At 69.0% G+C, this 14,360-nt stretch carries 9 protein-coding genes; 3 read left to right on the forward strand and 6 right to left on the reverse strand.

Going from position 1 to position 14,360, the window contains the following annotated elements; all coding sequences use genetic code 11:
• Positions 1–69: 69 nt before the first annotated feature.
• Positions 70–1,218 carry a hypothetical protein gene (locus tag FS532_RS09945; RefSeq protein WP_144753385.1) on the forward strand — a complete coding sequence of 383 codons (1,149 nt, stop codon included), beginning with the start codon at positions 70–72 and terminating at the stop codon, positions 1,216–1,218.
• A 69-nt stretch (positions 1,219–1,287) separates the two neighbouring features.
• On the opposite strand, the gene rpoC is transcribed toward FS532_RS09945, so the two are convergent.
• From rpoC to FS532_RS09975, 6 genes are all read right to left on the reverse strand, one after another.
• On the reverse strand, positions 1,288–5,169 hold the full coding sequence (rpoC, locus tag FS532_RS09950; RefSeq protein ID WP_144753388.1) for a DNA-directed RNA polymerase subunit beta': 3,882 nt from the start codon (positions 5,167–5,169) through the stop codon (positions 1,288–1,290).
• Positions 5,170–5,211: 42 nt separating this feature from the next.
• Entirely contained in the window at positions 5,212–8,700 is a 3,489-nt protein-coding gene (gene rpoB / locus FS532_RS09955) for a DNA-directed RNA polymerase subunit beta (protein WP_144753391.1), read from the reverse strand.
• A gap of 396 nt (positions 8,701–9,096) precedes the next feature.
• Positions 9,097–9,615: a hypothetical protein gene (locus FS532_RS09960; RefSeq protein ID WP_144753394.1), complete on the reverse strand. Its 519-nt coding sequence runs from the start codon at positions 9,613–9,615 to the stop codon at positions 9,097–9,099.
• 380 nt (positions 9,616–9,995) lie between these two features.
• A complete protein-coding gene (locus tag FS532_RS09965) occupies positions 9,996–10,646 on the reverse strand; it encodes a response regulator transcription factor (protein ID WP_144753397.1) in 651 nt (216 codons plus the stop codon).
• A complete protein-coding gene (locus FS532_RS09970; protein WP_144753399.1) occupies positions 10,643–11,866 on the reverse strand; it encodes a sensor histidine kinase in 1,224 nt (407 codons plus the stop codon). Before FS532_RS09970 ends, FS532_RS09965 begins: the two co-directional genes overlap by 4 nt.
• Positions 11,863–12,372 (reverse strand): hypothetical protein, encoded by a 510-nt coding sequence (locus FS532_RS09975; protein ID WP_144753403.1) that lies wholly within the window; start codon positions 12,370–12,372, stop codon positions 11,863–11,865. Before FS532_RS09975 ends, FS532_RS09970 begins: the two co-directional genes overlap by 4 nt.
• Before the next feature lie 133 nt (positions 12,373–12,505).
• Between FS532_RS09975 and FS532_RS09980 the strand changes: the two genes are divergently transcribed.
• Positions 12,506–13,348: a spermidine synthase gene (locus tag FS532_RS09980; RefSeq protein WP_144753406.1), complete on the forward strand. Its 843-nt coding sequence runs from the start codon at positions 12,506–12,508 to the stop codon at positions 13,346–13,348.
• Positions 13,349–13,646: 298 nt separating this feature from the next.
• Positions 13,647–14,342, forward strand: a complete 696-nt coding sequence (locus FS532_RS09985; RefSeq protein ID WP_144753409.1) for a DUF4064 domain-containing protein — start codon at positions 13,647–13,649, stop codon at positions 14,340–14,342.
• The last annotated feature ends 18 nt before the right edge of the window (positions 14,343–14,360 follow it).

Below are 14,360 nucleotides of genomic sequence, written 5' to 3' on the forward strand. Positions count from 1 at the left end.
AGCACGCGCGTGTGAACGTCTCGTTTCCCCTCTGGACAAGGCGGCGGACGCAGTGCCAGCATGTCGGCCATGCAGACAACACGTATTTCAGATGTGGTACGCCGCAAGTGGATCGGGGGCGGCATCGCCGCCGCGGTGGTGCTCGGATCGGTCGCGGTGGCCTCCCCGGCGCACGCGCTCGAGTTCTCGGCCCGGGTCGGGGCGATCGCGCACAACGCCGGTGACGTCACCCTCACCGGCACCGGCGACGCGGGCGACCTCGTCTCGATCACGCCCTCGGACGGCGAGCCGCTCGACACCCGCGTGCGGCCGGACGGGTCGTGGCGGGCGAAGGCGCACGTCGACGGGTTCGGCGACCACACCTTCCGGGTCAGCGATTCGGAAGGCTCGGCGCGGACGTTGCAGGCCTCCACCCACCAGGTGAGCTTCCGGTCGTTCCAGCTGACGCACGACGATGCGAAGCGCTTCCTCCAGCTCACCGGGCTCGGCTTCGAGCCCCGCGCCCGCATCGAGATGCTGCTCGACGGCGCTCCGATCGGCACGACGACCGCCGACCGCGACGGCACCTTCGCGCACCGGATCTCCGACGTCGCCTTCGGGAAGCACACCGTCACCACGATCGAACGGTTCGACGGCGCGGAGCAGCTCCGGTTGAACACCCGCACCGAGATCAGCGGCGACCCCGAGTTCGAGGACGTCCGGGTCGACCCGATCGGGCGCACCGTGCACGTCGAGGGACGTGGGCCGGCCGGCACCGAGATGCGGTTCGTCGATGCATCCGGTGCGCCGTGGTCACTCACCGACGGCCAGGACTGGACCACGAACACCGACGGCACGTGGAGCGCCGACCTGATGTACCCGAGCGCCGACACACGCTTCATGGGCATCGTGGCCGAGGTCTACTCCGGTGACACGCTCGTCGGCTCTGCCACGTCCGGCGCCACCATCCCGTTCCCGGTGACGGCGGCCGTGTCCAAGTACACGCCGAAGCAGCTCGTGCTCACCGGGAGCGCCGAGCCGGGCGCGCGGCTGTCCTTCACCGATGCCGACGGCGCACCCATCACCGACGCCGACGGCAACCGTGTGGAACCACCGGTGCCGGGGAGCTCCACGTGGACCGTCACCCTCGACCCCCGGCGCTTCACCGGGAGCACCGTGACCGTGTCCGCGGCCGACGGCCCGGACCCGCTCGGGAGCGCCACCGTCGCGTTCCGCTGACCCGTCGGACGACGAAGGAGGGCCCCGCATCCTGGTGGATGCGGGGCCCTCCTCAGTGGGTCACTCGACTCAGTTGTAGGTGCCCGGCGTGAAGTCGTCCGACGAGAAGCTGTCGAAGTCGACGAAGCTCAGGTCGGCGTCCGAGAACGACGAGTCGTCCGCGAAGATGCGGTTCGGGTACCGCTCCGCCTTCGCTTCCTCGGTCGCGTTCACGTCCACGTCGCGGTACCGGCTGAGGCCCGTCCCGGCGGGGATGAGCTTACCGATGATGACGTTCTCCTTGAGGCCGACGAGGTGGTCCTGCTTGCCCTCCATGGCCGCCTGCGTGAGCACGCGGGTGGTCTCCTGGAAGGAAGCGGCGGACAGCCACGACTCGGTCGCGAGGGACGCCTTCGTGATGCCCATGACCTCCTGGCGAGCGGAAGCGGTCTTGCGACCCTCCTGCAGCGCCGCACGGTTGAGCATGTTGTACCGCGAACGGTCAACGAGCTCGCCCGGGAGCAGGTCGGTGTCGCCGTGGTCGACGACGGTGACCTTGCGGAGCATCTGACGCACGATGACCTCGATGTGCTTGTCGTGGATCGGCACGCCCTGCGAGCCGTACACGTCCTGCACACCGTTGACGAGGTGCTTCTGGACCTCACGGACACCCTTGACGCGAAGGACTTCCTTCGGGTCGACGGTGCCGGCGATGAACTGCTCGCCGAGCTCGACGTGCTGGCCGTCCTCGATGAGGAGCGTCGCACGCTTGAGCACCGGGTAGATGAACGGCTCGTCGCCGTTGTCCGGCGTCAGGATGATGCGACGACCCTTGTCGGTGTCCTCGATCGTCGCGCGGCCGGGGGCCTCGGCGATCGGGGACGCACCCTTGGGGGTACGCGCCTCGAACAGCTCGGTGACACGCGGCAGACCCTGGGTGATGTCGTCAGCCGAAGCCGAACCACCCGTGTGGAAGGTACGCATCGTCAGCTGGGTACCGGGCTCACCGATGGACTGGGCGGCGATGATGCCGACCGCCTCGCCGATGTCGACGAGGTTGCCCGTGGCGAGCGAACGGCCGTAGCACTTCGCGCAGACACCGACGGCCGACTCGCAGGTCAGGACCGAGCGCACCTTGATGCTCTCGACACCGGCTGCCAGCAGCTTGTCGATCAGGACGTCACCGACGTCCTCACGAGCCTCGGCGACGACCGTGCCCTTCGCGTCCACGGCCTCGGTGGCCAGGGTGCGGGAGTACACGGTGTTCTCGACGCGCGGGTCGCGGACCAGCTTGCCGTCGGCGCCCACGGTCGCGATCGGGAGCTCGAGGCCCCGCGTCGTGCCGCAGTCGTCCTCGCGGATGATGACGTCCTGCGAGACGTCCACGAGACGACGGGTGAGGTACCCGGAGTCCGCGGTACGGAGCGCGGTGTCGGCAAGACCCTTGCGAGCACCGTGCGTGGCGATGAAGTACTCCGCCACGGTCAGGCCCTCGCGGTACGAGTTGATGATCGGGCGGGCGATGATCTCGCCCTTCGGGTTGTTCACCAGACCACGCATACCGGCGATGTTGCGGACCTGGAGCCAGTTACCACGAGCACCCGACGACACCATGCGGTTGATCGTGTTGTCGACGGGGAAGTTGTCGCGCATCTCCTGCGCGATCTCGTTCGTGGCTTCCGTCCAGATCTTGATCAGGTCGGCGCGACGCTCGGCGTCGGTGATCAGGCCCTTGTCGAACTCGCCCTGCACCTTGGCTGCCTGGACCTCGTAGCCCGCGATGATCTCCTTCTTGCGAGGAGGCGTCACGACGTCCGAGAGCGCGACGGTCACACCGGAGCGCGTGCCCCAGTAGAAGCCGGCGTCCTTGATCCGGTCGAGCGCGGCGGCCGTCTCGGTCTTGGAGTAGCGCTCGGCGAGGTCGTTGACGATCGCGGAGAGCACGCCCTTGTCGGTGACCTTCTGGACGAACGGGTAGTTCGTCGGGAGGGTCTCGTTGAAGAGCGCACGACCGAGGGTCGTCTCGAGCAGGACGGGCTCGCCCTGCACGTAGCCCTCCGGCGCCTCGCCCTCGGCGAACCACACGTCGGACATGCGGATCTTGACCAGCGCGTTGAGGTGCAGCGTGTTCTGGTCCTTCGCGAGGATGGCCTCGGCGACGGAGGAGAACGCACGGCCCTCACCCACGGCGCCCTCGCGGACGGTCGTGAGGTGGTGCAGACCGATGATCATGTCCTGTGCGGGCAGGGTCACCGGGCGGCCGTCGGACGGCTTCAGGATGTTGTTCGAGGCGAGCATCAGGATGCGGGCCTCGGCCTGGGCCTCCACCGACAGCGGCAGGTGCACGGCCATCTGGTCACCGTCGAAGTCCGCGTTGAACGCAGCACACACGAGCGGGTGGAGCTGGATGGCCTTGCCCTCGACGAGCTGCGGCTCGAACGCCTGGATGCCCAGACGGTGCAGCGTCGGCGCACGGTTCAGCAGCACGGGGCGCTCGCGGATGATCTCCTCGAGCACGTCCCACACCTGCGGACGCGAACGCTCGACCATGCGCTTCGCCGACTTGATGTTCTGCGCGTGCGACAGGTCGATGAGGCGCTTGATGACGAACGGCTTGAAGAGCTCCAGCGCCATCTGCTTGGGCAGACCGCACTGGTGCAGCTTCAGCTGCGGGCCAACGATGATGACCGAACGGCCCGAGTAGTCGACGCGCTTGCCGAGCAGGTTCTGGCGGAAACGACCCTGCTTTCCCTTGAGCATGTCGCTCAGGGACTTCAGGGCGCGGTTGCCGGTACCCGTGACCGGACGACCACGACGACCGTTGTCGAACAGCGCGTCGACCGCTTCCTGCAGCATGCGCTTCTCGTTGTTCACGATGATCTCGGGGGCACCGAGGTCGAGCAGGCGGCGGAGACGGTTGTTGCGGTTGATCACACGACGGTAGAGGTCGTTGAGGTCCGACGTGGCGAAACGGCCACCGTCGAGCTGCACCATCGGGCGCAGTTCCGGCGGGATGACCGGCACGACGTCGAGCACCATCGCGGCCGGCGAGTTGCCGGTGGCGAGGAAGGAGCTGACGACGCGCAGACGCTTGATCGCGCGGATCTTCTTCTGGCCCTTGCCCTCGGCGATCTGCAGGCGCAGTGCCTCGGCCTCGGCGGCCAGGTCGAACGCCTCGAGCCGCAGCTTGATCGCCTCGGCGCCCATGTAGGCGTCGAAGTAGATCCCGAAGCGGTCCTGGAGCTCGTGGAAGACGGCGTCCTCGGGCTTGAGGTCGCCCACCTTGAGGTTGCGGAAGTCCTCCCACACGCGCTCGAGACGGGTGATGTCCTCGTCGAACGACTTGCGGACCTGGGACATCTCCTTCTCGGCGGTGTCCTTGGTGCGGCGCTTGACGTCGGCCTTGGCGCCCTCTTCCTCGAGCGCTGCGAGGTCGTCCTCGAGCTTCTTGAGGCGGTCGGCGATGATCGAGTCGCGCTGACCCTCGAGGTTCTTGATCTCGAGGCGCATCTCGTTCTCGAGACCCGGCATGTCCGCGTGGCGGCCCTCTTCATCGATGTCGATGATCATGTACGCCGCGAAGTAGATGACCTTCTCGAGGTCCTTCGGCGCCATGTCGAGGAGGTACCCGAGGCGCGACGGGACGCCCTTGAAGTACCAGATGTGCGTGACGGGTGCGGCGAGCTCGATGTGGCCCATGCGCTCACGACGGACCGAGGACTTGGTGACCTCGACGCCGCAGCGCTCGCAGACGATGCCCTTGAACCGGACACGCTTGTACTTGCCGCAGGCGCACTCCCAGTCGCGGGACGGACCGAAGATCTGCTCGCCGAACAGACCGTCCTTCTCGGGCTTGAGGGTGCGGTAGTTGATGGTCTCCGGCTTCTTGACCTCGCCGTACGACCACTGGCGGATGTCCTCGGCCGTGGCGAGGCCGATCCGCAGTGCGTCAAATGAAGTTGCTTCGAGCAATGTTCTTCTCTCTAGCTGGATTCGTTACGAGTACGGGCGGGATCAGATGTCGTCGACGGACGACGACTCGAACCGCGAGGAGATGTTGATGCCGAGCTCTTCAGCGGCACGGAAGACCTCGTCGTCCGTGTCGCGGAGGCTGACCGCCTGGCCGTCGGCCGAGAGGACCTCGACGTTCAGGCAGAGCGACTGCATCTCCTTCATGAGGACCTTGAACGACTCCGGGATACCCGGCTCCTGGATGTTCTCGCCCTTGACGATCGCCTCGTAGACCTTCACGCGGCCGAGGATGTCGTCGGACTTGATCGTCAGGAGCTCCTGGAGAGCGTAGGCGGCGCCGTACGCCTCGAGCGCCCACACCTCCATCTCACCGAATCGCTGTCCACCGAACTGCGCCTTACCACCCAGCGGCTGCTGCGTGATCATCGAGTACGGACCGGTCGAACGGGCGTGGATCTTGTCGTCGACCAGGTGGTGCAGCTTGAGGATGTACATGTAGCCGACCGAGACGGGCTCCGGGAACGGCTCGCCGGAGCGGCCGTCGAAGAGCTGCGCCTTGCCGGACGAACCGATCAGACGCTCGCCGTCGCGGTTCGGGAGGGTGCTGTCGAGGAGGCCCTCGATCTCACGCTCGTACGCACCGTCGAACACCGGGGTGGCGACCTTCGTGCCGGGCTCCGCGCTGTGGGCGGCCTCGGGGAGAGCCGAAGCCCACTCCTGGATGCCCTCGACGTTCCAGCCCTGCTTCGCGAGCCACCCGAGGTGGATCTCGAGGACCTGGCCGAAGTTCATGCGGCCGGGGACGCCGAGCGGGTTGAGCACGATGTCGACCGGGGTGCCGTCCGCGAGGAACGGCATGTCCTCGACCGGCAGGATCGTCGAGATGACGCCCTTGTTGCCGTGACGACCGGCGAGCTTGTCACCCGCGGTGATCTTGCGCTTCTGGGCGATGTAGACGACCACGCGCTGGTTGACGCCCGAGCCGAGCTCGTCGTCGCCGTCCTGCGAGTCGAACACCTTGACGCCGATGATCGTGCCCTCTTCACCGTGGGGCACCTTGAGCGACGTGTCGCGGACTTCGCGCGACTTCTCGTTGAAGATGGCACGGAGGAGGCGCTCCTCAGCGGAGAGCTCGGTCTCGCCCTTCGGCGTGACCTTGCCGACCAGGATGTCGCCGGGGCGGACCTCGGCACCGATGCGGATGATGCCGCGCTCGTCGAGGTCGGCCAGGAGGTCCGGGCTGACGTTCGGGAGGTCGCGGGTGATCTCCTCCTTGCCGAGCTTCGTGTCGCGGGCGTCGACCTCGTACTCCTCGATGTGGATCGAGGAGAGCGTGTCGTCCTTCACGAGGTTCTGCGACAGGATCATCGCGTCCTCGTAATTGTAGCCCTCCCACGGCATGAACGCGACGAGGAGGTTCTTGCCGAGCGCGAGCTCGCCGTTCTCCGTCGCGGGACCGTCGGCGATGACCTCGCCCTGCTCCACACGCTCGCCGGCCGAGACGACCACGCGGTGGTTGTAGCTGGTGCCCTGGTTCGAGCGGTCGAACTTGCGCAGGTAGAAGGTCTGCGTGCCGCCCTCGTCGAGCTGCAGGGTCACGGCGTCGGCCGAGACCTCGGAGACGACACCGGCCTTGTCGGCGGTGACGACGTCACCGGCGTCGATGGCGGTGTAGCCCTCCATACCGGTGCCGACGAGCGGCGACTCGGAACGGAGCAGCGGGACTGCCTGACGCTGCATGTTCGCACCCATGAGGGCGCGGTTCGCGTCGTCGTGCTCGAGGAACGGGATGAGCGACGTCGCGACCGACACCATCTGGCGCGGGGAGACGTCCATGTAGTCGACCTCGTCCTTGCCGACGAGCTCGACCTCGCCGCCCTTCTTCCGGACGAGCACCTTGTCGTCCTGGAAGTGGAAGGAGTCGGTGAGCGGGGCGTTCGCCTGCGCGACGACGAAGTCGTCTTCCTCCGAAGCCGTGAGGTAGTCGATGGTCGTGGTGACCTGACCGTTCACGACGCGGCGGTACGGCGTCTCGATGAAGCCGAAGGAGTTGATCCGACCGAACGACGCGAGCGAACCGATCAGGCCGATGTTCGGGCCTTCCGGGGTCTCGATCGGGCACATGCGGCCGTAGTGCGACGGGTGGACGTCACGGACCTCGACGCCGGCACGCTCACGGGACAGACCACCCGGGCCGAGGGCCGAGAGACGACGCTTGTGCGTCAGACCCGCGAGCGGGTTGTTCTGGTCCATGAACTGCGACAGCTGGGACGTTCCGAAGAACTCCTTGATCGCGGCGACGACGGGGCGCACGTTGATCAGGGTCTGCGGCGTGATCGCCTCGATGTCCTGCGTGGTCATGCGCTCGCGGACGACGCGCTCCATGCGGGACAGACCCGTGCGGACCTGGTTCTGGATGAGCTCGCCGACGGCGCGGATGCGACGGTTGCCGAAGTGGTCGATGTCGTCCACGTCGAGGCGGAGCTGCACCGGCTCGCCGTCGCGGACGCCGTCGAGGTTGGTCTTCTCGGCGTGCAGCGAGACCAGGTACTTGATCGTGCGGACGATGTCCTGCACGGTCAGGACCGAGTCGCTGAGCGGCGCGTCGATGCCGAGCTTGCGGTTGACCTTGTAGCGGCCGACCTTCGCGAGGTCGTAGCGCTTCGGGTTGAAGTAGAAGTTGTCGAGGAGCGCACGCGCGGCCTCGGCGGCGACCTGCTCGCCCGGACGCAGCTTGCGGTAGATGTCCTTGAGCGCCTCTTCCTTGGTGAGGATGGCGTCCTTCTCGAGGGTCGACTCGATCGAGGCGAAGCCCTGGAACTCGTCCATGATCTCTTCGCTCGTCATGCCGAGCGCCTTGAGGAACACGGTGACCGACTGCTTGCGCTTGCGGTCGATGCGCACGCCCACCTGGTCGCGCTTGTCGATCTCGAACTCGAGCCAGGCACCACGCGACGGGATCACGCGGGCGGAGTAGATGTCCTTGTCGGAGGTCTTCTCCTGCTGACGCTCGAAGTACACGCCCGGCGAGCGGACGAGCTGCGAGACCACGACACGCTCGGTGCCGTTGATGATGAATGTGCCGCGCTCGGTCATGAGCGGGAAGTCGCCCATGAACACGGTCTGCGTCTTGATCTCACCGGTCATGTGGTTCATGAACTCGGCGTTGACGTAGAGCGGGGCAGCGTAGGTCTTGCCACGTTCCTTGCACTCGTCGATCGAGTACTTCGGGTCCTCGAGCTCGGGCGACGTGAAGCCGAGCTGCATGGTCTCGCCGAGGTCCTCGATCGGGGAGATCTCCTCGAAGATCTCCTCGAGCCCGGAGTGCAGTGCGAGGTCGGTGCGACCCTGCTCCTGGCCTTCGGCGAGGCGGGCCTTCCAGACGTCGTTGCCGACGAGCCAGTCGAAGCTCTCCGTCTGGAGTGCGAGCAGATCAGGAACCGTGAGGGTGTCCGTGATCTTGGCGAACGAGAGTCGCGAGTGGTTGCGACCGTTCTTGGGGTTGGTGGATGCGTTGGGCGCAGCAGCCAAGGGTTTGACCTCCGGTAGGCCCCGTCGGGCCGGTACTGACGAGCAGCACGTAGGTGAGTGGATTGACGCTTCGGCGCACCCCTCGAAGACACGCGATCACGGGCCGCCGCGTGAGCGAGGACACATGTGCGATGATCTGGGTGAGCGGTACCCGCCGACATATACGGGTCCGGCTTCACCAGGGCGGGCGTCGACCGCAATATGACGACACGGATGCCAGGGAGCGCGAACTGTCATCATAGGTCGCGCTCGTGCGCGATGTCCAGTCCTGGCTTGACCGAATTCGTCAGTGCCGTGTATAAGCCGGTGGACCGACCCGGTATTCCCCTCGCCCGCCGCTCCTCGGCCAGGCCAGATCACGCCGACTGCCGCGAGCACGCGCCCGCGCCACGCCCGTCAGCGCAGCGCGCCGAGCGCCTTCTCCGGCCGCCGGACCCGCACGAACGTCACGCGCCCACGATCGTCGGTGATCTCGATCCCGCGCCCCGGCGTGAGGATCAGCGCCCGCACGCCACGGCCGAGCCGGAGACCGATCCCGCCGTACGTGGAGGCATCCGCCTCGGCGACCCGCACGTCCACGATCCGCCGTCGGGGGATCCGTCGCGCGGGCAGCGGCCGGAAGTGCAGGACGACGTGGGTGTCCGTCACGGTGAACCCGGTCCGGGCGAGCAGGAGCAGGAGGCCGACGGCGACACCGACGAGCCCCGGGACGACGAGGGCCGCCTCCGGCGCTTCGCCCGGCCACCCGAGGACCGCTGCGACGAGCGCGAGTCCGCCGACCAGCAGGACCCCGCCGACCGCGCGCATCCAGGTCGGCGCGTGGTCACGGTCGGTCTGCGGGGGTGCCGGCGTCGGCCGGGCGGTACGGGTCGCGGTGACGAGTCGGTACGTCGGGACGCTCATGGTGTCGGTCATGGCTGCGGGCTCCTGCGGATTCGTGGTCCGGTGCGTGTGCTGAACTCATATTTTACATAGCGCACGCGATGTTCTCAATGGCCAGTGCGCAGGGCAGGGCCACGGGCGGCGCGCAGGAGAGCGGGGAGGCCCGGCGCGCGCCGACGGCACGCACTCGGAGCCGGCAGTGGGGGTTGCCGGGCGGGCGCGCCGCGGTCACGGTCGAGGTGCGGAACCGCGAGGTGTGGGGCACTGCGCGGTTCGACGCACCGAGGTGACGACCCGGTGAACGATAGGAGACGAGCCTTGACGTCCGCTGGCCGTGCATGTGTACGCATTCAACTGCGCGTCCTCGACTGCGCGTACTCAACCACGCACACCGCGCAGCCGGTGACGCGCGGCTACGAGCGGAGGACGAGCGCGACGGCCTCGGCCCGGGTCCGGACGCCGAGCTTCGTGAAGACCTGGTTCACGTACGACTTCACGGTCGGAACCGTCAGGAACAGCTCGGCGGCGATCTCCGGGTTCGACCGGCCCTCGGCGATGCGCTCGAGGACGTCCGATTCGCGCGGGGTGAGGTCCGGGAAGCGCGTCCGGAGTCCGACCGGCGCCTCGGGTGCGGGAACCGCACCGCCGGCGAGCTGCGCGACGAGCCGTGCACCGACGGTCGCGTCGAACGTGGACTGCCCGGACGCCACGGCACGGATCGCCGTCGCGATCTCCGCGCGGCCGGCGTCCTTCGTCAGGTAGCCACGCGCGCCCGCTCGGAGCGCGGTGACGATGGACTCGTCGTCGGCGTAGGTGGTCAGCACCAGGACGGCCACCTGCGGGTGCGCCGCGGTGATCTGCGCGGTCGCGGTCGGCCCGTCCACGACGGGCATCCGGAGGTCCATCAGCACGACGTCAGGGAGGTCGCGGTCGACGGCGGCGACGGCCGCGGCGCCGTCGGCAGCCTCGCCGACGACCTCGAGGTCCGGCATGAGGGACAGCACCGTCACCAGGCCGTCGCGCACGATGGCCTGGTCGTCGACGACGAGCACGCGGATGGTCACGACCGGTCCCCCGCTGCCGCGACGGGGTCGACCGGCAGGTGCATCGCCACGACGAACTCGTCGTCCGAGCGCTCCGCCTCGACCGTGGCGGAGCTGCCGAGCTCCTGGAAGCGTTCGCGCATCCCGAGCAGGCCGTGGCCGCCGCGGGCGAGCGGGTTCGCGACGACGACGTCCACGGCGTCGCCGTCCCGGATGACGGACAGGGACACGGGGCGGCCCGGGGCGTGCCTGCGGGCGTTGCTCAGTGCCTCCCGGACGACCTGGACCACGGCGGCACGGTGGGCCGCATCCAGGTCGGCGAGCGTCTCGTCTCCCTGCGTCACGACCTCGCCGCCGAACGAGCGGTGCGCGTCGACGAGGGCCGTCAGGCCCGCCTCGTGGTCGGTGGTCGGCCTGGAGGCACGGCTCGGCTCCGTCGTGTCGGCTGCGGTGGTCGACGTGGCCGGTTCCGGTCCTGTGTCCGAGTCCGCGTCCTCGCGGAGCGCGTGCACCGCGCGTCGTGCCTCGGCGAGCCCGTCGGCCGCGAGGGTGCGGGCCTCGCCGGCACGCTTCGTCGCGTCCTCGACCCGGCCCGCCTCGAGGAGGGCCTCGACCGCGTCGAGCTGCAGCACCAGCCCACCGAGGGAGTGCGCGAGGACGTCGTGGATGTCCCGCGCCGCCCGGGAACGATCGGCGAGGAGCCGCGCGCGCTGCTGCTCCCGCTCGGCCTCGCGAGCGCGCTGGGCGGCGACCCGGAACTGCCGCCTGCTGAAGCCGATGAGGACACCGAGCAGCATGCCGCCGCTGGTGCCGAGGACGAACTGGAGCGACGCGTGCTCCACCGTCGCGGTGACGGCGACCACGACGATCGCGGCGAGCGCGGTGACCGACGCGGCCCAGACCGGTACGCGCAGGTTCGCCCCGATCAGGACGATTCCGACGATCACGGGGACGACCATCAGCGAGTCCGTCGGCACCACCGTCACCGACCCGGCGGCGACCATCACGACACCCGCCGTGGTGACGAGTCGCGGCGACCGGCCGAACTCCCGGAGCACCCAGCCGGCGAGCGCCACCGTGCCGAGCACCCACACCCAGACGGGCAGGCCCAGGAGCGCACCGTTCCGGACGAAGAAGAACGCGACGATCGCGATGCCGAGCGCGTTCAGTCCCCAGGCGGCGCTCGAACGCGGCCGACCTCCGGGGAGGTCGGCCTCGTCACGGCCGGTCAGCAGGGTCACCGGACCATCATGCCGCGCGCCTGTCGGTCTCCGCGGGGGATGCGCTGGTCGATGACGAGTGCCCGGGCCGCGCGGTTCAGCGCGAGGACGAGCAGGATCGTGCCGGTCGAGGTGAGGAGGTGGGCGCCGAGGTGACCGCCGAGGACGTCGAGGCCGATGCGGACGCCGATGAGGACGATCCACAGGGCGGCACCGAGCCAGCCGGTGCGGGACTGGATCGTGCGGCCCTTGCGGTCCGGGGTGCCGACGGTGCGGAAGCGGGTGATGCTGCCCATGGTCAGGCCGACCCCGACGGTGATGAGCGCCTCGATGCCGAGGAAGACGACGTCGGTGGTGGTGACGGTCGCCTTGGTCTGGGCGAGGACGACCACGCCGACGATCGCCATGATGAGCGGCGTGCGCCAGATCCGGGTGGGGTCGAGGTACTGCCAGGTCGCCTGGCGGTACCCGAGGAACACGACGAGCGCGATCCCGATGAGGATGTTCACGACGAGCTGGACCGACATGGTGTGTGCCTTTCGAAGAGGTCCGGCGGGGCTGTCCCGACCGGTGCAACCAGCCTCGTTCGACGGCGTCTGCGGGCACACCAACCAGGGGTGGGGACGCGGGTGGTGATCGCGGTGGTGTTCGATTGGTGCCATGGCTGATGCGTTCGACGGGTTCCGGATCGGTGCGGGGTACGCGGTCGTCGAGCCGGACCGGCACCGGCCGGGCTCGTTCACGCTCGTGGTGGACGGCACCCCGCAGTCGCACGTCGACCTGGACGACCCGACGCACCTGGCGTTCGAGTACATCCGGCGGATGGGACACGCCATCGACCTGCTGCCGGACGGGCCCGTCACGGCGCTGCACCTCGGCGCCGGCGCCCTCACGCTCCCCCGGTACGTCGCGGTGACCCGGCCGGGTTCGCGCCAGCAGGTGATCGAGCTCGAGCGGGACCTCGTCGACCACGTGCGCGACGCGCTGCCGTTCCCCCGGGGTGCCTCGATCCGGGTGCGGTACGGCGACGCGCGGGAGGTCCTGGGGAAGCTCCCCGCCGGGCTCCGCGGCACCGTCGACCTCGCCGTCGTCGACGTGTTCGGCGGCTCGCAGATCCCGGCCCACGTGACGAGCATCGAGTTCTACCGAGAGGTCGCGGAGTTCCTGTCGCCCACCGGCATCGTCGCGGTGAACGTGGCGGACGGAGCCGGGTTGGCGTTCGCACGAGGGCAGGCCTCGACGCTCCAGGCGGTGCTGCCGTCGGTGGCGGCGGTCGCGGACACCGGGATGCTCAAGGGGCGCCGGTTCGGGAACATCGTGCTGCTCGGCTCGCCCACCGACCTGCCCGTGGCGGACATGCCGCGGCGGTACTCCTCCGACCCGATGCCGGCGAAGGTCGTGCACGGTGCCGAGCTGCGGTCGTTCATCGCCGGGGCGCCGATCGTGACGGACCAGACGGCGGTGGCGTCGCCGGAGCCGAACCGGAGTGTGTTCGGCGGCTGACGGGCGCGGGCTGGTCGGTCGGCTGCGGACTCGGAACGACGACACCGACGTCGTACGACACCGGACTCGTCGCACCAGCGCGTCTGCAACGGTTGCGCACGCGGGGCAACGACAGGCTCGATGTCGTCCGACATCGGCGCTGTCGCCCGTTGCGGACGCAACCACGTGCCGGACGGAAGCGGTGTGCTGGACGTGCGCCGTGCCTCCAGTCCGGTGTTCGGTGGGCACGCGGAGGACGCGACTGCCAGGATGGTCCTGAACGACCGCGCAGGAGCGCGACCGAGCGAGGGGACACCCGATGACGAACGACGACCGGAGCAACGAGGACCGGACCGGCGACGGCCAGGTGCCGAGCTGGGGCGAGGCACCGCGCTACGGCGAGCAGGCCCCGCAGGGCGAGCCCCCGCGGTACGGCGAGCAGGCCGCGCAGCCCGAGGCTCCGCGGTACGGCTCGACCGAGTACGCCGAGCAGCAGGGCCAGTACGGCCGGCCGGACGACGCGCAGCCGCAGTACGGGCAGCAACAGCAGTACGGCCAGCAGCCGTACGCGGCGGCTGCGGCGCCGACGAGTGCCGGCGCTCCCTCGTGGCAGGGCTACGAGGAGCCGAAGCGCAAGAAGAAGACCGTCGGTGCGATCGCGTTCGTCGTCGGCCTCCTCGCACTCGTTGCCGGAGTCGTCGCGGGTGTCCTCATCGGCGCCGCGTTCGGCGACTCGGCGGCCCTCCGCGAGGCAGCGAACGGCGGCTCCACGACGCCGAGCGACTCCGCGGTGCAGGAACTCATGACGTCACCCGGTGCCGTCACCGCGTCGCTGCTCTTCTACCTCGGCACGGCCCTCGGCCTGTGGGCGATCGTGCAGGGCATCATCGCCGCCGTCACTAAGCGCGGCCGCGCGTGGGGCGTCTGGGGCATCGTGCTCGCGGTCGTCGGCGTGATCGCCTTCTTCATCGCCGCCGCGGCATCCGTCGCCGGGGCGATGGGCGGCAGCGTCTGACGCCGAGCACCCCCGGAG

Origin of the sequence: Curtobacterium pusillum, assembly GCF_007673235.1 — a bacterium.
Taxonomy (GTDB): domain Bacteria; phylum Actinomycetota; class Actinomycetes; order Actinomycetales; family Microbacteriaceae; genus Curtobacterium; species Curtobacterium pusillum_C.